Raw genomic sequence first — 23,197 nt, forward strand, 5'->3', positions numbered from 1 at the left:
TCCAATTAGGAAACAAAGCCTTTACGCGGTCACTGAATACCAAGCGATGAATGGCTTTCGAGAGTTCGATGAAATATTAGGTCTGTTCAGAAAGTTAGATTCGAGCGAGCTGGCTAGTTTGGTTGAACAGTTTGGCAATAACCTTGATTCTCTAGGTTTAGAGACGTTTTTCCGCGATCTATTAACGTTGAATGAACAACGTAAACATCAAGCATTAGAGCAACTTCTGACTTACGCGGCTGCTCATCAAGACCAAGCGGAGTTTGCTTTGGTTATTGAGCTTAGTCATCAGTATCCAAACGATATTGGTCTATTTTGTGTTCTGCTTCTTAACTTGATCACATTGAACCCGGGTGAAGCGATGTATTTGAATGCGAATACTCCGCATGCTTACATTAAGGGAACTGGGCTCGAGATCATGGCAAATTCAGACAACGTTTTGCGAGCAGGTTTAACGCCAAAGCACATTGATGTCGCCGAGTTGGTTGCCTGTACAGAGTTCAAACCGATCCCGTTTGAACGCTTGTTGTTAGCGCCCTCAAAACTGGGTCAATGTGATAGTTATGATATTCCTGTCAGTGATTTTGATTTCAATATCTTTCATCGCCCTCAGCAAGAAGAAGTGATCACAAGCGGTGCTGAAATTTTGATGGCAATAGATGATGATTTAACGCTAGTGAGCCAAAGAGGTGAGCACTTAACCCTTACGAAAGGGCAATCGGTATTTATCCCGGCTTATATTGGTCATTACGAATTGAGCAGTAATGGCTGTGTTGCCAGAGCGTTTAATTAAGTGAGTGCTCAGCTGGAATTGCTATCAAGTTTTGCGAATGAAGATGTTGGCTTAAAGGGCTAATGGAAGAATGAACAAGCCAAATTCATATTGGCTTGTTCATGTTGCCTATCGATTACTTAATAGTCGGCAAGCTTGTTGCTTCCATATTAATCGACATACTCCAAGATTGTTCCTCTCGAATGGACTTAATAGATCCTCGGTTTGTAAGCCAAGCAGTTTGAGTGTCACGAGGTCCGTCATTTTCAAATTGTGTTTCACTTTCTACTTTACATGCATCAAAGGTACCAGCAGGTACAGTGACTTCTTCTTTACCTAAGTATGTTTCTTGGTAGTTGAAGGTGGGTAGAAAGTAAGGTCGTCCGTTGATAATTTCATCTAATGACGTTTCTACAGATACAGTCCTTAATCCAGGAGACTCAATCCCAATGAATTCACCACTGACTTCGTCATACTCATAGTCATATTGTGATGTTAGCGGTGCATTGGTTGAGGTATCGAAATCTACCACTTGATTGATAATCTTTTGATTATCAGCAATTGCCAGTGGCAACACAGCCTTAGCCGAACCCCAGCCTAGTGAGTCATCAGAGTTAAAGCCCTCTTGACCTAGATAGTGATCTTCAGAGCTATATGAATACTCATACCCCATTAAAACACCTTGCGAATCTTTTATATCGATACGCGTCTTTTCTAGGCTACCTGCTAAGTTAGAAATCCAACTTGGAAGTCCGGTGACTAACGTAACATCATTCAGCCAAGAGAAAGTGTCACCCAAGTAGGTAAACTCATAAGTTAGGTTCTGTGTTACTGCTTCCGGCTCCCACATAGGTGTGCGTTGCACATCGTAAACCGTAACGTCATTAGCTGTAGCGATGAACTGAGCATCCGGCAGTGAGTCGAGACAAGCTTGTAGGTTCAGAGGATGCAGAGGCTGTGGCGTTAATGCGTTATCCAAAATGAACTGTTTAGTTGCTTCGTCAAAGATATAAGCCTCACTACTAGCTTCTTCGATCTCTTTGAAGGTAATACGTACAAAGCCTTCGACTACAGACAAGTAAGCGGAGTTATCTTCTTTTTGGTAGTTAGACCATGTAGCTTGCGAGTGGATAGATTCAGGGATCGTAACTTGACGTAATACCTCGCCATTTACGGATTCATCTTTCCACGAACCGAGTTCTGACAATTTGGAGAATGTAGAATCTAAATTCCATGCTCTTGTATAATAAACTACGGTGCCGTTAGAGAGCAGCTGTGCAAATATTTCAGCATTTTCCATGCCTGCCATTGGAATTAAATCTGCATGATTGTTAGACGCTGTGTCATGACGGTCTGATTCATCTTCAGCAATGGTCGATGCCAAAGTGGCAAGCCATGTATCGCTGCCATTCTTAAAGGCGCTAATGCCGTTACACATGTTATTGAGCGCTTCATAGCGATCCGGAGTGTGCTCGGCACACCAATCACCTTTGTAAAAGGTATAAATGTTGTCGCTGATGTCTTCTACAGACAATTTATATGCGGTTGTGTTGTCAGGGAATTTTAAACCTACTGGCATAATGTTAGACCAAACGTTCTCATCATCCGTTTGATCCATGATTGAACGAACATTGAGCCCACTGATATCTAATTGCTTGGCGCTAGCAACTTCACTAAAAATCGAGCTTCTAGATTCTAGAGTTAAGCTGCCGTCTTCGTTCGGCTTAATGCTGGTTAAGGTATCATCGCTCGCTTCCCAACCGTTTTGTCCTAACACCATGCTATTTGTGTCAGGGGTATATTCAAACTCAACAAATTGCTCAGCAAAGTAATCATAAATATAACTGGTATCGGTAACTGAGTTATCTGCATCAGACTTCAATGTTCCATAGGCAACTACTAAATCTTTGCCAGTGTCATTATCGCCGCCAAACCAATTGATACCGTCTGTTTTGATAAGCTTCGCGAGGTCGGCTTGCTTAGAGCCTTTATTTGCCTCATTTTCTTTAATTTTATCTTCGAGATTAGAGTCATCAATGGCGATGTGATCGCGATTAATACTGCCAGCAATATCGCTTGGGTTGAAGTTATCTCCAGCTGCTTCAATATTTTTTACGACTTCCTCGAGGACTCGAGTGACTTCTTCATTAATTAATGCGGTGAGTGCTTCGACAGAAATACCGGCGCCCGCTGCTGTTTCTGATAGCGCATCCGTGTTCTCTGCCATGACTGAAGCGGTAACTTGAGCAACGCGGTGTAGGTTTTCAAAAGCCGCTTTTTGTGCATCGGCTAAGTCGTTATTGTTTTTGGCTTCGATATAATCTTGCGTTAAATCGAGAGTTGTCCCCAACTTCTCTTGAATAGCTGTTTTAGCTTCTTCTAACGAAGAACCACTCTCTATTTCATTTTGAATCAGAGTCGTTAATGGGCTAATAAATGCGGATTTTGGTGGTGCAGTTAAGCGATAGCTCTTGCTTAGAACGACACCTGGGTTATCGGTATCGATGGTTTGTCCGGCAACCACTTCGATCAACAGAGTACCTTGTTCAAGTTGTTCTTGAGTTAGATTATCAATTGTAAACGAACCATCGTCACCCGTTACGGCACTTGGCTCATCCTTATCACAAATTTTATTACTGTTTAGATCCAAACACGCATTGGCTCCTACCAAATAGCCATCAGCGGCCTTTGCTGTTAAAGACGCTGAAGTTGCTGTTGAACCGCCAGTATCAGTTGTGGAGCTATTTGAACTGTCGCTACCACATCCTGCTATCCCTAGGGCTATTGCCACTGCTAACAGTGAACGTTGACCATTCATGTTAGTTCTCCTATTAAGTTATTGATAAAAATTTACTACTCTGGAATCAATTGGCAGAATGTCATTGATAAATATGACTATTTATAAATTGAATGCCATTGATGAGAAATGTATCAAAGCGGAATGTGGTGGAAATAGCCGGAGTATTTATTCTAGAGACATATCTAACTAGTGGAGTTATATATGCGAGTGATATCTATGGTGAATGTTTGGTACTTGTAATTTACATACTTATCAATTGTAATTATTATATATCTAGTTGTATTTTATAAACTTTTGCAGCTAAGGTGATAAAGTGAGCATCACTGTCATCAACAATTTGATAGCCAAGTGCCTGATAAAAACTGATGGCGCGAGTGTTACTTCTAAAGCTCGACAGAGTGACTTGGTTTCGTTGTTCTTGATGGGCTTTGTTGTGGATGAGTAACATGGCTTTTTTACCAAGAGACTGACCTTGGTATTGAGGGGAAATGATCAGCAGATGAATATGATAGGTGTTTCCGTAAGGCTTAAAGCAGACGAGTCCGACTCTTTCGTTTTTATGGTATATCCAATGAAACCAAGAGGGATGGTAATCGTTTAAAAGTCGCTTACGTTGGAAGTCGTCCTCCCAGCCGAAAACGTTATCTACGTGTATGAAAAGCCCCTGCTTAACAAACGCAAACAGTTCTTCGAATTCAGAATTTGAAACGAGCTGGAATTGTATCTTCTCTTCTTCTATTACCACTCTGTTTACATCCTTATCAAACACCTTTGAATAAGCAAACAGTAACATAATTAAAAAGGTAGTTTTTATCTGTCGTTTGGATTATTTTGATGCAAAAAAGCCATGCGTAGTGCATGGCTTCTGAACTCAATAACAAGGATGTTTTATGCGTTAGTCGTTGTCTTCTGCTTCGATTTCGCTTGCGATGTACTGGCTGTTGACCTTGTAAGCTTCAGCCTCAATACGTTGACCATGTAAAGTATGGAAACTTAGACCATCTTCATAGCGAGTGTTTTGGTTAACGTATACGGTTTGACTGCCTGAGGCTGTCTTAATCACAAAGTTTAATGCTTGCTCGTCGATACTCTGAACCACACCTTCAAAATCGATGTCATTGTCATTCCAATCTTGTGAATCATCGTCGTGTTCAAATTCGATTTCGGTAGCAATATTTTCGCCATTAGTTTGTTTCGTTGTTACTTCGACTTCTGTACCTACGGTCAAGTTTGACTTGTTGCCGTCTTCGTAACGAGTATTGTCATTGACAAGAAAGCGACCTTTGTAGCTTAAATCAAATGATGATTTGTCGTTAGCTACCCAAGTAATAATGCCTTCGATTTCTGTATCATTATCGATCTCATCAAAATCTTCGACTTCCACTTCATCTGCTTTTAATACAGAGTCAGCAATTGAGCCAGTCACTTCAACCCAAAGACCATTAGATAAGTCATAGGTGCTGTCGTCGTTATCGATTTGGGCATTTGAATAGTCGACATTTAGACTTGCACCTAGTTTGAATGTTTTCGCATTGCTATCTAAATCGCTGATCAAACCCTCAACTTCAACCGACTCTGTTAAGTTCGAGTGTTCAAACTTAACAACAGAAAGTACTTTGTAGCCAGCATTTGCGGTTGGTAAAGAAGAGACCATAACCCAATCGCCATTTTCAATTTCACGTGACAGATCTGTAAAGGTCAATGCGATGCCATTGACTTTAAATGTGCCATTATTATGGTTGGCGTCTGAAATAAGACCAACGATGGTCGGTTCAAGACCAACTTGAGCTCCGTTAGTGTGAGCTGAAGCGCTACGAGCATTAGATGAAATGGAAACCATCATGTTCTTTTCTAGGTCTGCAATTGCCACATCTTCGCCTGCATAGTTCGCACTGTCTACTTGATAGCTATAACCATTCACAACGATGGTGTTGCCAGAAACAGAGTCAATGGTACCTTGAATTGCTGATGGAGCTTGCGTGTTGTTATCGTTGCTTCCATTGCTATTGCTGTCACTACCGCCACAGCCAGTTAGAATTAAACCGACAACCGAAATCAGCGCTAACTTTTTCATCTATATACTCTTTATTTAGTTTATTGAGGGTGTATCTTATAAACTCAAACGTGAAGCACTCGTGAAGAAAGGTGAAATAAATCGATGAAAGTTTTGATCGTTGATGACAGCCACAATGTTGCAGAAACCATTGCCGATTACTTAGAGTTGGAAGGGATGGTGATTGATTGTGCTTATCATGGTGAAGCGGCATTGAAGTTAGCGTCTGAGAATTATTATGACGTGATTATTATGGACATCATGATGCCTAAATTGGACGGCATTTCTGCTGTTAGAAAGTTAAGAGAAGAGGTGCAGTGCCCTACGCCAATTCTATTTTTAACCGCTAAAGATAGGTTGGATGACAAAATCGCTGCCTTTCAAGCGGGCGGAGATGATTACTTGGTTAAGCCTTTCGCTATGCAAGAGCTCAGTTTAAGGCTCAACGCATTGGCAAGCCGAGGACCACGTCAAGGTATTGGAAAGCAGAGTTTTGCCGATATTACTCTCAACTCGCAGACCGACGAGGTATACCGAGAAGGTAGGCTTATTAAGTTGAGTCGAATCCAGTTAAAAATACTAAAAGTCCTTATGCGCCATGCGCCAGCAATTGTTTCAAGAATTGAAGTGATTGATTCCGTTTGGGGTGATGAATCGCCAAGCAGTGATGCGCTTCGAAGCCATATTTATGGCCTGCGCAACGCGCTCGATAAAGGGTTTGAACATTCACGATTAGAGACTATTCATGGACAAGGTTACCGACTCAAAGCATAGCGGCTTAAGCCACGCCGATTACCCAAGCATCTACCGAAAAATCCGTCGTAGCTTTGGCTTGATGACCTTGGTCATGTTCAGTCTTTTCTGGACAGTTATTTATATCGCTGAAAACCAGATGGAAGTGATCAGCCTCCATCACTGGCTAGACACTGAAGCTAACCGTTATACGTCTGAATATCAGTCGCTTGGCGAAGATGCGTTGTTGCCGAATGAAAATGAGTTTTCAACCTATTGGAGCGAAAGTGAACTGCCCAATTGGTTAGCTCGATACAAAGAGCCCGGCTTCTATGAACATCTGTTAGGTACAGAAGATAAACATTTTTACGTATTCGAACACCCGTCAGGCAAAGGGCTGATGTATATCTTGTTTCAAGATGACGCCGACGACTACCTCGACGAGTATGAAAGGAGCCTCCACAACTACACCCTCATACTAGGTGGCTTAACCTCCATCTTCATGGTTCTGTATGGGATCTATGTTGTACGCTCGCTGTCGAGGCCACTTAATCAAATAGAAAAGAAAATAGGGCAAATGCACCCTGAGCAGCCAAGTTTTGAAGTTGAGACATCTTACGCTGAAACACGACATATTGAGCAAACACTTTTAGATTCGAAGAATCATATTTCAGGTTTTTTTCAGCGGGAAGAAGAGTTCAATCGATTTGCTTCTCATGAACTTAGAACCCTGATAATGGTGATAAAAGGGTCGGCAGAGCTGCTAACTAAAGTACCCAATCAACCTCCTGTTGCGTTAAAAGCGATTAATCGCTTGCAAGAAGCGAGTGAACAGATGCGAGTGCTGACTGAGATGTTTTTGCTGCTTGGTAAAGAGAGTATCGATGAGCATTATTTCGGTCACTATGACTTGGCAGTCGAAGTTCAGAATCAGTTGCTTGAAATGGCGCCTTTGTTTGCCAAGCAGGATGCGAGTTATGATCTGGACGTCAAAGAGACTGTCACTGTGTATGCGCCAGAGAGCTTTATTACTATTGTATTGAATAACTTAATTAAAAATGCGTTTAGCTACAGTATTGGCGATGTTGGAATTGTGGTGACAGGTTCTCAATTAGTGATCACTAACCGTCATGATGGCAACGAGACTTACAATGCTGGCTATGGTTGTGGCCTAGTGATTGTGCAACGAATTTGTGAGCGAATGGGTTGGAGTTTTGAAACTCAAGATGATGGGCTTCAATTCAGTACTTACTTAGATTTCTCAGTAGATAATTAGGTTGGGTAGCAGGTAGTTTCGATTACAAAAAATGAACCCATTGAGAAGGAGAGTAGTGTGGCTAAGTTAGCCACACTAGCATATGAGTTGTTATACGATCTTAAGCGCGTGATGTCGAGTAAGTTGCTTATGTAGCGAGTCTTTTAATGCCATGCGTTCTACTTTGAGGTTGTGCATGCTGTCGTCATCGATTGGGCTGCCAGAGATTTCTAGTTGGCGGATGTCGTAGTCGAGTTGGTGGTATTTCTGCATGTCTGCTTTGAATTTTTCGTCGTCGTGGTTGAGCTGAACAATGTCTAATTTAAGATCTGGGAAATCTAAGATAAAGGCATGGTTTTCATTGAGCATTGGCACTTCCTCTCTAGTCGAATTATTAACAGTATAGAAGTAATTTTTCGAAAGAAATGTGGTTCAAAACACAAAGCCGTAAAGCGATCAAAAAAGGGCGTAAACTCGTAGGATTATCCTCGAACTTGCGCCCTTTTGTATGTATATAGCTAACTATTTATAGTTATATGTTTAGAACTATAAGAGTTTAAAGCAGAAAGTTTACTTTGCTTTCTTACCAGAGCGTTGCTGCTCTTTGTGTGCAAGCTTCTCTTTTTTGCGTTGCTCGATAAGGTGAGCAGCTTCGCCGCCTACGTGGGTTTCGCCACGAGCATTCGACAGTTGAACTTGCTTTTCACGTTCACGGAAACGGGCTTTCTGCTCGTCGCTGTGCTTATCAATACACTTAGGGCAGCTTACGCCTTTCTCGAAGTGTTTAGAGGCTTTGTCTTCGTCAGTGATTGGCAGGCGACACGCGTTACACACATCGTAACCGCTCTTTTCTAGCTGGTGGTTTACTGCAACTCGACCATCAAATACGTAGCAGTCGCCTTCCCACATACTCTCTTCTTCAGGTACCTCTTCTAGGTACTTAAGAATGCCGCCTTCAAGGTGATAAACCTCATCAAAGCCTTGCTCTTTCATGTAGGCTGTTGATTTTTCGCAACGAATACCGCCAGTACAGAACATCGCAACTTTCTTGTGCTTCTTAGGATCAAGGTTGTCTTCAACGTATTGAGGGAATTCACGGAAGGTTTCTGTGTTTGGGTTTACAGCATTTTTGAAGGTGCCGATGTCCACTTCGTAGTCGTTACGAGTATCAACCAGAATCACATCAGGATCAGAGATCAATGCGTTCCATTCGTTTGGTTTCACGTAAGTGCCGACAACGTGGCGTGGGTCGATGCCCTCAACGCCCATGGTTACGATCTCTTTCTTAAGCTTAACCTTGGTGCGGTTGAATGGTTGTTCTTCGTTGAACGACTCTTTGTAAACAACATCAGCCAAGCGAGAATCTTGTTTGAACCATTGAAGAAGGGCGTCGATAGATTCGCGCTTACCTGCAACGGTACCGTTGATGCCTTCACTCGCAAGTAACAAAGTACCGCGGATTTGGTTGGCTTCTAACACGTCGGTTAGTGGCTGGCGAATTTCTTGGTAATCATCAAGTGCTACGAATTTATACAGAGCACATACAACATATTGAGACATGGTTTTTCCTTTCTGCGAGCTGGAACGTAAATCCAGAGCGGTTGCCTGTTTTGATCAGAACTGAGTATTTCAACTTAGTTCTGTCTTGTTGGCTTATTAAAATCAGGCGCAGTATAACCAAGGCGGTGCGGGACAAAAACCAACCAAACGTAGGGCTATATAACGCCTTTTTTATTGTGGATTTATGGTTTGAGGAACGAAAAAGCCCTGCTGTACAAATACAGCAGGGCTTGGTGTTGAATCTGTCTTACTTAATCAGCGATTACGCTTGGTTAAGTACTTCCGCTAAGCGTTTCACCGCTTCAGTCAGCTCTTCTGGTTTAGCGTTAGTGAAGTTTAAGCGCAGTGCAGCTTTTGCTTCATCAGCCTTTGGATAAAATACTGGGCTTGGTACAACCGCCACACCATTCGATAATAGAGTTTTAGCCAATTCGAAGGTGTCGCACTCTGGGATCTCAACCCAAATGAACATCCCGCCATCGACGGCTTTTAACACGCAATCTGCAGGCAGTTGTTTCTCTAGCTCTGAGAACAGCACTTCATAACGAGACTTGTACAGGGTGCGAATGTTCTCCATGTGTACGCCAAAGTCTTCATGTTTTAGAAGACCAACAAGCAGCGCTTGCATGGGTACACTTGAGTGTAAGTCAGCGCCTTGCTTCACTTTGATCAGTGGTTCAAGGTAGCTGCGTTTACCTGTTACCGCGCCAATACGTAGACCTGGCGATGCAATCTTAGAGAATGAACGAAGAACGATAGAGTTATCAGGGCAGAACGAAGAAACCAACGGCAGCTCTGTGCCTGTGAAACGTAGCTCACGGTATGGCGCATCTTCAATGAATGCCACGTTGTATTTGATACACAGCTCAGCCACTTTTTGACGAGTTTCTGTTGCCCAGCACACACCGGTTGGGTTGTGAAAATCAGGCACCGCGTAGAACATTTTTGGCGCTTGCTGTGCAAAGCATGTTTCCAATTCATCTAGATTCGGCCCAAATTCGGTTTGAGACACGGTCGCAATGTTTGCTTGAACTAGGCCAAACACCTGCATCGCACCTAAGTAGCTTGGCGCTTCCATGACAACCACATCACCTGGGTCGACATACGCACGCGCAATCAAATCCAAACCTTGCTGAGAGCCAGTACAAATCATTGCCGTGTGTGACTCTGGCAATTGGTAGCTTTGCGTTAGGTGCTCAAGCAAAGGGCCATAACCAGCAGTCGACCCATATTGGAAAACTTCCGGCATGTTCGCTAGGTCTTCTAACGTTGGCTTCATTAAATCAATAGGGAACGTTTTCTCATCTGGCAAACCACCGGCCAATGAAATGACATTTGGATCGCTTGCGGCCGCGAGAATTTCTCGAATGTATGAAGATTGAATCTGTTGTAATGACTGTGCGATTTCCATGTGTTGTGTCTCGTCGTTTATCGTTTTTATTCTATCGCTTGATATTACACGGCAATTGTAAAAACTAGCGTGTCCGTTTATGCTCTTAAACATGTCCATTTATGCTATTTAAACGATGTCACGTCAACACATATCGCGAATCAATGATGTCCTGTTCCATATTCACCAAGACATCAGTCAGCCTTTGTCTGCCAAAGAGTTATCTGAGATAGCGGCCTATTCAGAACAGCACTTTCATCGCACCTTTAAAAGCGTGGTCGGGGAGTCGTTGCATCAATATATCCGACGCACTCGAATGGAGTATGCAGCCAACCAATTGATGTTTGATACCAGCTCGTCAGTGGTCGAGATCGCCCATAAATGTGGCTTTAGCTCGGTGTCTTCGTTTAGTCGAGCATTTAAAGCGACCTTTAATATGTCTCCGGGCGAGTGGCGTAAACACGATTTACAAGTAGCAGAAAAACCCTATTTGAAAGATTCCGAAGTGGCGGCGGGCTATTTGAATGTGGCGCAGCGAGTATTGCCCGAACCCAAGATCGTTGAAGTGCCTGAACGCATGGCGGCCTATGTTCGACATACGGGTTATAACCGCTCTATTCGCAATGCGTGGTTGATATTGAAAGCGTGGGCGAATTCCGAACAGCGTGATTTTTCGAGCCAATTTGGTTTGCATCACTCAAACCCTGCTTGGGTTGAAATGGATCAGTGTCGTTATGTCGCGTGTATCGCGATTGATGAGCCGATTAAGTATCGTAGCGTAGTTAATCAGATGGTGATTCCGGGCGGCTTACACGCTGTGTTTCGACTAAATGGCCGCTATGGAGAACTGCTACCACAGATCAGTATGGTGTTAGAAAAGTGGCTACCCACATCTGGTTTCAAACAGCGCTCGACTCCCGCGTATGTGCATTATCATCAGAATCATTTTCTCAACACCGATGAAGTGTTCGAACTCGATTTCTACCTTCCCGTGAGCTTTTACTAATCGATGGTTGTGCTGTTTTGTTGAACCAGACTTTGATCTTTTGTTGAGACAAATTAGCACAACCAATAGCAGCTAACGATTTTATGCAGTTGGCCTAAGATAAAGATGCTTTGTTGATAATCTACTCTAAGTAAATGATGACAATGTACGGATTAAACGATAGCATTTCGTTCTAATTGCAAATAGTTCTTAATATCACTCGATAGAATATGACCATTACCCACAAAGATTATCTGAAAATCGCTTTCCCTTTCATCATCTCAACGGTGACACAGCCTCTGTTAGGTGCTGTGGATACCGCTGTTATTGGCCAACTTGGTATTGCTGAATTGATTGGTGGCGTAGCGATCGGCACCATCATTATGAACACCATGTATTGGTTGTTTGGTTTTTTCCGTGTCAGTACCACGGGCCAAAGTGCGATGGCACTGGGTAAGGGAAACCGCACTGATTTGGCGGGTAGCTTGATGCGTCCGTTTGTGCTGTCTGGTTTAGTGGGTTTGATCTTTATCTTGATACAACCACTCATCTGGCAAGGCGCAATGTGGGTGATAGAGCCTGAAGCCAATGTAGCCGAGCACGCGCATATCTACTTCAGTATTTTGATTTATGGCGCGCCTTTCGTGTTGCTTAACTACACCATTATTGGTTGGTTAATGGGACAGGCGAAAGCCAAAGACGTTCTTTATACACAAGTGTTTGGTAATGTGTTGAACATTGTCTTGGATGCGGTGTTTGTACTTTATTTCGATTTGGGTGTCGCAGGTGTGGCTTACGCAAGTTTGATTGCACAAGTTACCACCTTTGCGATTGGTGTGACCTTGGTGATGAAGACCAGCAATATCTCGGTCTCTGAGTTCCTGCAAGGCTCGAAGATGACCAAGAAAGACCTATCGACAATCATCTCTTCGAATACTGATCTATTGCTTCGCACCATTTGTATCTTGGTGTTCTTCAACATGATGGCGCGTACTGGCTCTAAACTGGGTACCGATGTTCTAGCGGCTAACGCGATCTTGATGCAGGTGACTTTCATAGTCAGTTACATGTTTGACGGCATTGCCAACGCATCAAGTGTATTTGCGGGTAAAGCGGTGGGACAGAAGAATCCTTCAATGTTGGATCGAGTATTAAGGCTTAACTTCCAATGGACGGCAGGTTTCATTGCTGCGCTGACGCTTTTAACCCTGATATTCAAAGACATGATTGTTTTCTTGTTTACCGATATTCCAGCGCTGGTCACGCTGTACCAAGAGATGGCCCCGTGGCTGATTGTGTTCCCGCTAGTGGCTGGCTTTGGCTTAACGGTTTACGGCATCTTTACCGGAACGGGAACCACGCGTCCGGTTAGAGACTCAAGCATCGTGACTTTGTTGGTATTCTTAGCGGTACAGGCATTCACCGTCGATATTTGGGGTAATCATGGTTTGTGGTTGGCGTTTACTCTGTTCTATCTTGGGCGTATTGCGTTCCTGTATCCGTTCATCGCACAAGTTAAGCAGAAGTGTTACCCAGTCGAAGATACCGCTCATGGTGCCATTAACTAAGTAACCTAATCACCACCTGTAATATTTTATGAAAGCGCTTTACTATTTTTACACGATAAATTTAGTGAGTGCTTTTTTGTATCGGTAAAAATCACCTCGAAGGGTCAACACGCCCTAATGAAAATTGGTCAATCAAACAGCAAATAAAGTGCGATGCAGTTCAATGTTCTCTTTTCATCATGTCGGCTAAATGATAGAGTTGTTATGTTATAACATCTATATGTGAGTATCTGCGTGAACACCCCACTTTTGTCTGTTGACCACCTAACGATCAAAACCTCTTCGAGAACCCTTTTCCAAGATATCCACTTCGATGTTTATCGAGGTGATCTGTTGGCGATCATGGGACCGTCAGGCATTGGTAAGTCGATGCTTTCTCGCGCTATTGCCGGGTTTCTGCCAGAGACGGTCGAGTTTGAAGGTCATATTTCTCTGTCTGGTGAAGCGGTATGTGGTTTGCCTATGCTGCAAAGAACTGCCACACAGCGCCCCGCAGTTATCTTCCAAGATGCGCTTCAAGCTTTGAACCCTCTGGTTTCAATAGAAGGTCAACTCTGCCTTGCCTTGACGGGAACTCGCACTAAGCTTAAATCAAAAGAAAAAATTCAAATTACCGAGTTGCTGAATCAACTTGGTTTTCCTAATCCAGAAACCATCTTGCCGTTGTACCCGAGCCAAATTTCGGGCGGGCAACGCCAACGTGTTTGTATTGCGATTGGCTTGCTGAGTAACGCCGATATTATCATCGCCGATGAACCAACCAGTGCGTTAGATCCCGTGACAGAGCAAGAGATACTTAAGCTGATTCGACACAATGTTAAACAGCGTCAAATTGGTGGTTTACTCATCACCCATGACCTGCATAGCGCGTTGGCGTGTGACAAGTTGTTGGTCATCGATGATGGCGGTGTGGTGGCTTACGGTGCACCGAAACATGCACTTGAGTCGAGCTCTCACGCTTTCTGCTGTTCATTGAGAGACTTAATCGAATGAGCTCGACCTTATCACTAAACTCAGAAGCCTCGCCATTAATGCCAGTGACTGATTCAGAAACACAAACACCGATAGAGATTAAGTTCGACAATGTGAGTGTTCACTACTACTCCGTACCAAGTTGGTTGGGTGGTAAAGCGTTCAAAGCGCTACAGAACATAGACCTTAATGTTGAAGACAAAAGCCTAGCAATTGTTGGGCGTTCTGGTGCCGGTAAATCAACGTTAATTGAACTGCTATTTGGCCTTAAAGCGCCAACCGTTGGTCGAATAAACTTGTTCGGTTATTCGCTCCCAATTCGCGATAGCAAAGCGCAAGCAACGGTGTGTCGCTTGATTCAATTGGTGCCTCAAGAGCCCCACACTAGCCTCAACCCTTACTATACCGTTCGACAGATCTTAGCCGAACCTCTAAGTAACTTAGATGTTTCGGGTAATCATGAAGCCATCATTGAAGAGGCGCTTTCAGACGTTGGATTGCCTGCCAGTTTGCTCTTACTGAAACCTAATCAGCTTTCTACAGGTCAAGCTCAACGTGTGGCTATTGCTCGGGCTCTTGTCGTTAGACCCGCAGTGCTGGTGGCCGATGAACCTACTGCCAGCCTTGACCCAGTGAATCGCCAAAGGTTGTTGGACTTGGTTAATTCATTAAAAAAGAAGCGCGATATGCGCCTTATTTTGGTTACTCACGATTTAGGTGCCGCAAAAGCCCTTTGTGAAGAAATACTGGTACTCGACCATGGTGAAATGGTGGAGCACGGACCGACCGATCAAGTGATGAGTAAACCTGCTCATCCTGCGACTCAGATGCTGATCGAGTCTCAGCCTCTTTCGAAATCTACTTGTTAAACACAACCTTATTTATTAAAAAAATACAGCTACAGAGAAAAAATAATTATGCGTTTTAATTCAATCAAACTGGCTTGCACGCTTGCGTTGGCTCTGCCTTTGACGGGCTGTTTTGACTCTCAACCAGGGTCTAGCGATGCCGCAGTAAAATCTGAAATCCGAGTTGCGATGATGCAACCACCAAGAACGGGCCTATCGCCACTTTCTGATGACGCGTTCAAACTATCACGTTGGAGCACGGCTGAAACGTTAGTCAACTTGAGCCCAACCTCAGAAGCAGAACCAATGCTAGCGACTGATTGGAAACATCTTGATCCACTGACTTGGCAGTTCACGATTCGCCAAGGCGTTAAATTCCATGACGGTTCGACATTAACGGCAAACTCTGTAGTGAACTCTCTACAAAAAGCGCTTGAAGCAGCACCTAAGCCACGCATTCTAGATGGTGTCGATCTCGAAGTGAAAGCGATGGACAACTACCGCGTAGAGATCAAGACCAGCTTTGATGACCCTCTGTTACCAAGCCGTTTATCAAGCCCTCAATTAGCGATTCTTGCAGCAAGTGCTTACCAAGAAGATGGCCGTGTTAGCCCAATGGGTGCAGGTACGGGCCCGTTTGAGTTGACTGAAATTAACGGTACAACCAGCGCGAAGCTAAAACGTTTCGATGGCTACTGGGGTCAAAAAGCACAGGTTGAATCTGTGATTGCAGAATACGTTCCTAACGGCTTTGCTCGTGCTGCAGCTCTAAGAACAGGCACGGCAGACATCGTTGAAGCAGTGCCCGTTTCACAAATCGCGACCATTGATCCGAACCTACTTTATGAAGTGGCGATGCCTCGTACCAATACGCTTTACCTAAACAACAAGTCAGGCGTATTCAGCGATATTAACTTGCGTAAGGTTGCGGCGGCTGCGGTGGACCGAGAGCAAATCGTGAATACCGTTTATGAGAACCATGCGGATATTGCACAAGGTCTATTAGGTCCTGCACTTGCTTGGGCTGAACCAATTCGACCTGAAGGTCAGGCAGTTGACAAAACGCTAAAAGCGAACGGCGAAAGCATTGTTATTGGTACCTTTACCGACCGTGCAGAGCTTCCAGAAGTGGCAGCGCTACTGAAGCAACAACTTGAAGCGGCTGGTTTCAAGGTTGAGCTGGATATTCGTGAATATGCTCAGATCGAGAACGATGCGCTATCTGGTAAGTTTGACGCGTTTATCCTTTCTCGTGCAACGGTTCTAGATTCGGGTGACCCAGTGGCTTACATGATGAGCGACTTTGGTTGTAAGGGTTCATTCAACCTTGGCCAGTTCTGTTCTCAAGAGGTAGATAAAGCACTGAATCACGCTGACCTACAACCGCTAGGTGCGCTGCGTCACCAAGCGATCATCGAAGCTGAACAAAAAATCCTTAACGATTTCGCGGCTATCCCGCTGCTTCACGAACGTGTGATTCAAGGTGAAAGTGAGCGTGTAAGCGATGTCGTTCGTGACCCAAGTGAACGTCGCTTGGTTGACCAAACTACACAGGTCAAAAAAGCGACACAAGTTAACCCGGCAACACAGGCTAACTAAATAAATGTTATCTGCTGAGACTCTGCGTCGAACTCTATTTATCTTGACGCCTTGGCTATCAAGAATCGCCTCACTGATTGTGGTGGTGATTCTTGTTGGTTTGATGCCTGACATTGCAGGCATCGATCCAAGCCAATCTATTCTGCGGGCTAGGGCGGGGCAACAACACCTGCTTACGCCTGAAGCTTTAGCCGCGGTGCGAGCTGATTTACAGCTGGATCGTTCGGCAAGTGAGCGCCTAATCGACTGGGTTGGTAGTGCCTTCTCTGGGGACTTAGGTACATCATGGATAGATGGCTCTTCGGTTGCATTAAGCATTCAAAAAACAGCATCTACGTCTCTGTTCTTGATGTCTAGCGCACTTGTGATGACTTTCGTACTGTGTGGTGCAGGCTTACTTGCTACCTTACGCAGTTGGAAGAAGGGCAAACTAGGGCAGAGTTACAGCAGTTTAAGCACCGTATTAATATCCTTGCCAGAGTATGTGGTGGCCTCGGTATTAATATTGGTGTTCTCTATCTGGTTAGGTTGGCTACCACCGTATGGTTGGCAAGGTTGGCAAGATATCTGGCTACCGAGTTTAGCGCTCGCACTGCCTGCAAGTGGCTTGTTTAGTCGTCTACTCAGAGACAGTTTACAACGCGTTCTCAATGAACCTTGGGTGATCACTTGGCTCAGTGCCAACGTTCATTCCAATCAAATTATTCGCTTTGCGCTGAAAAGAGCGCTGAGCAGTCTGATCCCGCAAATCGCGATGATCGTGATTGGCTTAACTGGTGGCGCAGTCGCGGTTGAGCTTATCTTCTCGATTCCGGGTATCGGGCGCATGATTCTTGGTGCAGCCAAGGCGCAAGACTTACCAACGCTGCAAGGCGGCTTATTGGTGTTGCTGCTATTTTCAATTGCCGTGAGCAGCATGAGCTTGTTTGTTCAGCAATTGATTCTTGGCCACAGCCTGAAAAGCGGCAAGCTCATCAGTAGCCACTCTTCGTTTCGTTTTACCCAGAACCGCGCAAAGCGTGTCACTGCTTTTGCGATCTTCTCTTTCCTAATTGCTATCGTTGTATGGGCTGCATTCCGAGACCCATACACTAGCCAATTCGCACGCTTGGCATCACCGAGTTGGCAAGCACCTTTGGGCGCAGATGGCATTGGTCGAGACCTACTGGCGAGAATTGGTTCTGGTATGATTGCGACCTTCCAAGCCGGCATATTGGCAACGTTCTTGAGCTTGGTGACGGGCATCATCATGGGTTTCAACACCCGCTTTAGCCAAGGCCTTATCGAGATCACTAAGGGTATCCCATACATCATTGCAGGCTTGCTTGTTGCAGGCTTAACGGGGATGAATCCGAACAGCGCATTAATCGCGATTGTATTGGTGTCGTGGGCGCCGCTAGCTGCACACTGCTCAAGCTTGATCGTAGAAGCCAAGGCTCAACCTTATACACACCTCGCGCCACTATGGGGCACCAGTAAGCTTAGAATCTTCCGTTTCTACTTGCTTCCGTATGTGTTGCCACCGTTGTTAAGACACGCGATGTTGAGGCTACCGGTTATCACTCTAAGTCTGACCTCGCTGAGCTTCATCGGATTAGGGGCAAAGCCACCAACACCTGAATGGGGTTTGATGATCGCAGAGAACCTTCCATACATTGAGCGCGCGCCATTAGCAGTCATGGGGCCAATTGTTGGGCTGATCTTGTTGGGTGCAGCCATTAACATGATGTTTGATGACTAACGTAAAGATCCGGTCGCTGAGGTTTCTAAATTGACGATCCGATTGGGTATTCGATTTAGCATTTATGTTGTAACCTTAGCCCTGCTTTTTAGAGACGCTTTTTGATCGGCTCGAAAGTTAAACAGGCCCTAGTTAAGTGTAAAGGATTCAACATGTATCTCGTTTTGTATTGCCACAATATTGGTATGACCGATTTTTCTTTCTTTGAGACGGAAGACTTCGACAAAGAAGAGGGTTATATCGTGCGAGGAAAATGGCCGAACGAAAAAGCGTTCCGTGATTACTTAACCAAAGAGTTTGGTGACATGAACGAGTTCCAAGTGATCGACTTAATCGCCAAAGGCGCAGAAGCAGAACACTACTCGCCAGAAGAGTTGGTGCGCTTAGCTCAGTAGCCGCTAGCTCAGCAATATCTAGCTCGGTAATACGTTTTAAATCGAATAAACAAATGGCAGCCTGATTGGGCTGCCATTTTTCGTTTTAAGCTAGAGCACGTTGCTCGCAGTATGAGTGGATCTACTGCGCCACTTCGTCCACCAAGTACAAGATTGATTGATACGGAATGCCACTGTGGTGTGATAAACCGATCTCACAGGTTCGGCTGTTACTAAAGCCACGAGTGCAGTTGCTCGGCACTTGTTCCTTGAGTGGGTGGACTGCCGCTTCATTTAGTTCTGGCGTAGTGAAGCCTTTGTCACCTGCCCAACCACAACATTGAATATGCTCTGGAACAATCACCTCTTCGGTACACGCCTTAGCAAGGTTTAACATCGCGCCTTCTAAGCCCATTCGACGAGAGCTACACGTGACATGCAGCATCACGGTTTCTTGTAGCGGCTCAAGCGTCAGATGTTCAAGCAAATATTGATTCACAAACCCTGTTGGCTCTAACACCTCTAATGGCTTGGTGAACTGTTCAATACTGCGTTTAGCACATGGGCTGGTATCCATCAATATTGGGTATTCACCCTGACGACTGGCTTGCCATAGCACTTCTTCCAACTGCTGAGCCTTCGACTGTGCTAAGTCGGTCATTCCTTTGCTGTCGTAAGGCATACCACAGCATTGGTCATCTAGCTTCTTCGGTAGAATTACCTCGAATCCTGCCTTGTTGAGCAAAGACATGGTCACTTCAGTAAGAGGACGTTGGTCGCCCGCATCGCTTTGTTGCCCCATGGTTCGACTGGCACACGAAGGGAGGTAAACCACTTTCTTCGCGTTGTTCGATGTTTCGGCTGTCATTAGTGAAGCCGTGAGGGAGTGATTGTTGGATTGCGGCATCTCTGGCATCCAAATCGGTGTCGCGCCTTTGGTCACTGAGCGTAGGCCATTGGTAAGCTTGCCGACCGTGTTGGCGCCCAGAACCTTACTCGCCACTTGGTTGGTTTTGAGGCCAGCCTTGGTCAGCTTAGTGGTGGTCGAGAAATGATCCGCTGTCCACTTAGCGATTGGTGTGAACTTCTCATACTTGGCAACACGAAGCTTCTTCACTAAGTCACCCGTATTAATACCTACCGGACAGCGCTCAGCACACAGGCCTGTTGCCGCGCAGGTATCAATGCCTTGGTATTCGAAGGTTTTCTCTAGTTCACTGGCTTCTATCTCTTCACCTGCTTCTCGGCGGCGTTGCAGTTCTCGGTACAACACAATACGTTGGCGAGGTGACAAGGTCAGTGTGCGAGACGGGCAAACAGGCTCACAGAATCCACACTCAATACAGCGGTCAACAAGGTCGTCGGCAGCAGGCATTGGTTTTAGGTCGGTGATGTGGGAATTTGGATTGTCGTTGATGATAACGCCGGGGTTGAGCAGCCTTTCTGGGTCAAACAGCGCTTTGATCTGTTGCATCAAGGCATAGCCATCTTTGCCCCATTCCAATTCCACATAAGGTGCCATGTTTCGGCCCGTGCCGTGTTCCGCTTTCAGTGAACCTTGATACTTCACTGCAACTAGCTCGGCAACGTCATCCATGAAACCGCCGTAACGGTCGATCTCTTCTTGGCTGTCGAAGCCTTGGGTAAACACAAAATGAAGGTTGCCTTCGAGTGCATGGCCGAAAATGATCGCTTCGCTGTAGTCGTATTTATCGAACAACTCTTGCAGCTCTCGAATACCGTTAGCCAGGTTTTCAACAGGGAAAGCCACGTCTTCGATGATAACGGTTGTGCCAACTTCACGAACGGCCCCAACTGCTGGGAACATGCCTTTTCGGATGCCCCACAGAGTCGCGACTGTCTTCGGATCGGACGTGAAAGGGACTGATTCAACAATTGTGTATTCAGTCAATGCATCCAAAATTGATTTACATTGTAAATCTAAGTCCTGCTGGGAGCTGGCGTGTGATTCCACCAAAATAGCCGCCGCTTCTAAATCTAGGTTTGGCATAAACGCAGGCATACCCGGTTTATCCGCGACAGAACGTAGCGCCCTGCCGTCCATCAACTCAACGGCTGCAACCGGAGTTTTGGATAATGTAGTTACGGCTTTACTTGCTTGCTCGATGTCGGCAAACACCAATAGCGCTGAAGCTTTGTTCGGGTGTTCAATCACCGTGTTGTAAGTGATCTCGGCTATGAAGCCTAGTGTGCCTTCTGAGCCAATCATCAGGTGTTTTATGATCTCAATTGGGTCGTGGTAATCGACCAATGCATTGAGCGCGTAGCCGGTGGTGTTTTTAAGACGGTACTTGTGGCGGATTCTGTCTGCCAGTTCTTGATTTGAGCTAGTCTGTCTGTGTAAATCAATAATGCCTTCAAACAACGTTTTGTGTGATTGCTTGAAAGCTTCAACGCTGGCGTTATCTGCCGTATCAAGCAGGGAACCATCACTAAATACGATTTTCATGCTCTCGACGGTGCGATAGGAGTTTTGCGCAGTACCACAACACATACCGCTGGCGTTGTTCGCGGCAATACCGCCAATTTTACAGGTGTTGATAGAGGCTGGGTCTGGGCCGATTTTACGTTGGAAAGGGGCGAGGTATTTGTTAGCATCAGCACCAATCACACCCGGTTGAAGGATAATCTGATTGCCGTTGTCGACGATTTCATGACCACGCCAGTCGTCGGTAAGGGTGATGAGCACCGAGTCTGAAACCGCTTGTCCTGACAGGCTGGTGCCTGCGGCGCGGAAGGTAAAGTGAATGCCGAGTTCGCGACAGCTTTGAATGGTGAATATCACTTCGTCTAAGTTTTTAAGCCTTAGAACCATTTTCGGCACCAAGCGATAAAAACTCGCATCGGTGCCGTAGGCCAATCGCTTTGCCTCTTGCGTGACAATGCGTTCCGTTTCTATTTTTTGAGCCAGTATCGCTGCAAGCTGCTGATAAGCTTGTGCGTCGATTACTCGCTCATGGGATGTGTTTGTCTCCATCTTTGCTTCCTTGTGCTTCTTATTTGGCACTGATTTGCTTTTTTGTTTTTTTATTTTATTTTCCAGTGCTTAAACGGTGTCACAACGGCAGTGGAATTGCTGTGACACCGATTGAACTTCGGTCTAAGTAGACCAAAGCATTACAGTGAATCAACGGACTTAATCTAGCCCCACCAAAGATTCACGGGTTAAGTCTTTGATTGTCTTGGCGCCAGTTAGAGTCATCGCAACGCGCATCTCTTTGTCGTACAGGTCGAGTAGGTTCTCAACGCCTGCTTGTCCTTGAGCCGCTAACGCGTAGACGAATGAGCGGCCAAGTAAGGTGCAATCTGCGCCCATCGCCATCATGCGCACTACATCTAAGCCAGTACGAATGCCAGAGTCGACCAGAATCTTAGTGTCGCCTTTTACTGCATCTGCAATTGCAGGCAGTGCTTTAGCACTTGATAGAACACCGTCAAGCTGGCGGCCGCCGTGGTTTGAAACCACAATGCCGTCTGCGCCAAATCTCACCGCATCCTTTGCATCTTCTTCATCAAGAATGCCCTTGATGACCATTGGACCGTCCCAGAAATCACGAATCCACTCTAGATCTTTCCATGAAATCGACGGGTCGAAGTTATCACCTAACCAACCGATGTAGTCTTCCAGCTTGGTAGGAGAACCACGATAAGTAGAGATGTTGCCTAGGTCGTGCGGTTTACCAAGTAGGCCAACATCAACTGCCCAGCTAGGATGACGCATAGATTGGAATACACGACGTATTGCTGCATTTGGGCCACTCATTCCTGAGTGCATATCACGGTAGCGAGCGCCAGGTACAGGCATATCAACCGTGAAAACCAGCGTTGTTACGCCTGCCGCTTTTGCACGTTCCAATACGTTCTTCATGAAGCCACGATCTTTTAGCACGTAAAGCTGAAACCACATTGGGCGTTCGATCTTAGGTGCGACTTCTTCAATTGGGCACACCGACACGGTAGACATGGTAAAAGGAATCCCCTTGTTGTCAGCCGCTTTAGCCGCTTGTACTTCGCCACGTCGTGCGTACATACCGGTTAAGCCAACTGGCGCTAAGGCGATTGGCATTGCCAGCTTTTCGCCGAACAACTCGGTTTCCAAATTCAGATCTGACATGTCATTGAGGACACGTTGCTTGAGCGCGATCTCTGCAAGATCGGCGGTGTTGCGGCGTAGGGTATGTTCTCCGTAAGAACCGCCGTCAATGTAGTGAAAAAGAAACGGCGGTAATTTCGCTTTTGCTGCGGCGCGGTAATCAGTCGATGCGGATATGATCATAATTTCAGTCCTAAATTCTTGGGATGTTGCCCTTCTATGAGAGCTTGGCTTGGGCTGCTTTAATTCTTGAAAAGTAAGTGTTGGCTCTTTCTTAAACGGTGAAGCGATTAACCGGTGAAGTAACTAATTGGTGAAGCAACTAGTCTATGAAGCAAATAAACAGTGAAACAGTGAAACAGAGAAGCAATAAAATGGCGTTAATACCCGAGGGTGTTGATGTGTTTTAGTATCCATTCCGAAACTCATCAACT

At 45.3% G+C, this 23,197-nt stretch carries 18 protein-coding genes; 10 read left to right on the forward strand and 8 right to left on the reverse strand.

The genetic code is table 11. From position 1 onward, the window contains the following. The coding region (gene manA / locus AB4583_RS18965) for a mannose-6-phosphate isomerase, class I (protein ID WP_372118773.1) at positions 1 to 793 on the forward strand (793 nt) is incomplete at its 5' end. A gap of 115 nt (positions 794 to 908) precedes the next feature. On the opposite strand, the gene AB4583_RS18970 is transcribed toward manA, so the two are convergent. The 3 genes from AB4583_RS18970 to AB4583_RS18980 form a co-directional block, all read right to left on the reverse strand. Continuing rightward, positions 909 to 3,590: a hypothetical protein gene (locus AB4583_RS18970; RefSeq protein WP_372118776.1), complete on the reverse strand. Its 2,682-nt coding sequence runs from the start codon at positions 3,588 to 3,590 to the stop codon at positions 909 to 911. Positions 3,591 to 3,837: 247 nt separating this feature from the next. Beyond that, complete coding sequence (locus AB4583_RS18975; RefSeq protein ID WP_170962798.1) at positions 3,838 to 4,365, reverse strand: N-acetyltransferase; 528 nt, start codon at positions 4,363 to 4,365, stop codon at positions 3,838 to 3,840. A gap of 102 nt (positions 4,366 to 4,467) precedes the next feature. Beyond that, a complete protein-coding gene (locus tag AB4583_RS18980) occupies positions 4,468 to 5,646 on the reverse strand; it encodes a DUF5666 domain-containing protein (protein ID WP_017107697.1) in 1,179 nt (392 codons plus the stop codon). A gap of 84 nt (positions 5,647 to 5,730) precedes the next feature. On the opposite strand from AB4583_RS18980, the gene AB4583_RS18985 reads away from it, so the two are divergent. Further along, entirely contained in the window at positions 5,731 to 6,399 is a 669-nt protein-coding gene (locus AB4583_RS18985; protein ID WP_017068552.1) for a response regulator transcription factor, read from the forward strand. Then, positions 6,371 to 7,633 carry a HAMP domain-containing sensor histidine kinase gene (locus AB4583_RS18990; RefSeq protein ID WP_017068553.1) on the forward strand — a complete coding sequence of 421 codons (1,263 nt, stop codon included), beginning with the start codon at positions 6,371 to 6,373 and terminating at the stop codon, positions 7,631 to 7,633. The genes AB4583_RS18985 and AB4583_RS18990 overlap by 29 nt, the downstream gene beginning before the upstream one ends. 90 nt (positions 7,634 to 7,723) lie before the next feature. Here AB4583_RS18990 and AB4583_RS18995 read toward each other — a convergent pair whose 3' ends face one another. From AB4583_RS18995 to AB4583_RS19005, 3 genes are all read right to left on the reverse strand, one after another. Continuing rightward, entirely contained in the window at positions 7,724 to 7,981 is a 258-nt protein-coding gene (locus AB4583_RS18995) for a YdcH family protein (RefSeq protein ID WP_010432560.1), read from the reverse strand. A 201-nt stretch (positions 7,982 to 8,182) separates the two neighbouring features. Continuing rightward, on the reverse strand, positions 8,183 to 9,172 hold the full coding sequence (locus AB4583_RS19000; RefSeq protein WP_017065056.1) for a rhodanese-related sulfurtransferase: 990 nt from the start codon (positions 9,170 to 9,172) through the stop codon (positions 8,183 to 8,185). A gap of 262 nt (positions 9,173 to 9,434) precedes the next feature. Further along, the gene (locus tag AB4583_RS19005) at positions 9,435 to 10,583 is read right to left on the reverse strand and encodes a PLP-dependent aminotransferase family protein (protein ID WP_372118783.1); all 1,149 of its coding nucleotides are present in this window, start codon (positions 10,581 to 10,583) and stop codon (positions 9,435 to 9,437) included. A 115-nt stretch (positions 10,584 to 10,698) separates the two neighbouring features. Between AB4583_RS19005 and AB4583_RS19010 the strand changes: the two genes are divergently transcribed. From AB4583_RS19010 to AB4583_RS19040, 7 genes are all read left to right on the forward strand, one after another. Further along, the gene (locus tag AB4583_RS19010) at positions 10,699 to 11,568 is read left to right on the forward strand and encodes a GyrI-like domain-containing protein (RefSeq protein ID WP_029235574.1); all 870 of its coding nucleotides are present in this window, start codon (positions 10,699 to 10,701) and stop codon (positions 11,566 to 11,568) included. 209 nt (positions 11,569 to 11,777) lie between these two features. After that, positions 11,778 to 13,115 (forward strand): MATE family efflux transporter, encoded by a 1,338-nt coding sequence (locus AB4583_RS19015; protein ID WP_102321380.1) that lies wholly within the window; start codon positions 11,778 to 11,780, stop codon positions 13,113 to 13,115. Positions 13,116 to 13,349: 234 nt separating this feature from the next. Beyond that, on the forward strand, positions 13,350 to 14,108 hold the full coding sequence (locus AB4583_RS19020; protein WP_372118788.1) for an ATP-binding cassette domain-containing protein: 759 nt from the start codon (positions 13,350 to 13,352) through the stop codon (positions 14,106 to 14,108). After that, on the forward strand, positions 14,105 to 14,956 hold the full coding sequence (locus AB4583_RS19025) for an ABC transporter ATP-binding protein (RefSeq protein WP_372052052.1): 852 nt from the start codon (positions 14,105 to 14,107) through the stop codon (positions 14,954 to 14,956). The genes AB4583_RS19020 and AB4583_RS19025 overlap by 4 nt, the downstream gene beginning before the upstream one ends. Before the next feature lie 48 nt (positions 14,957 to 15,004). Further along, entirely contained in the window at positions 15,005 to 16,534 is a 1,530-nt protein-coding gene (locus AB4583_RS19030) for an ABC transporter substrate-binding protein (protein WP_372118792.1), read from the forward strand. Between the two features lie 4 nt (positions 16,535 to 16,538). After that, complete coding sequence (locus AB4583_RS19035) at positions 16,539 to 18,275, forward strand: ABC transporter permease subunit (RefSeq protein ID WP_372118794.1); 1,737 nt, start codon at positions 16,539 to 16,541, stop codon at positions 18,273 to 18,275. 152 nt (positions 18,276 to 18,427) lie between these two features. Next, the gene (locus AB4583_RS19040) at positions 18,428 to 18,670 is read left to right on the forward strand and encodes a hypothetical protein (protein ID WP_372098109.1); all 243 of its coding nucleotides are present in this window, start codon (positions 18,428 to 18,430) and stop codon (positions 18,668 to 18,670) included. Between the two features lie 121 nt (positions 18,671 to 18,791). Here the strand turns inward: AB4583_RS19040 and AB4583_RS19045 are convergent, their stop codons facing one another. Both AB4583_RS19045 and lldD read right to left on the reverse strand, forming a co-directional pair. Further along, entirely contained in the window at positions 18,792 to 21,647 is a 2,856-nt protein-coding gene (locus AB4583_RS19045) for an FAD-binding and (Fe-S)-binding domain-containing protein (RefSeq protein ID WP_372118798.1), read from the reverse strand. A gap of 159 nt (positions 21,648 to 21,806) precedes the next feature. Continuing rightward, positions 21,807 to 22,946 (reverse strand): FMN-dependent L-lactate dehydrogenase LldD, encoded by a 1,140-nt coding sequence (lldD, locus tag AB4583_RS19050; RefSeq protein WP_010432610.1) that lies wholly within the window; start codon positions 22,944 to 22,946, stop codon positions 21,807 to 21,809. Positions 22,947 to 23,197 lie beyond the last annotated feature (251 nt).

The organism is Vibrio sp. 10N.222.49.C12 (genome assembly GCF_041475025.1).
Classification (GTDB): domain Bacteria; phylum Pseudomonadota; class Gammaproteobacteria; order Enterobacterales; family Vibrionaceae; genus Vibrio; species Vibrio crassostreae_C.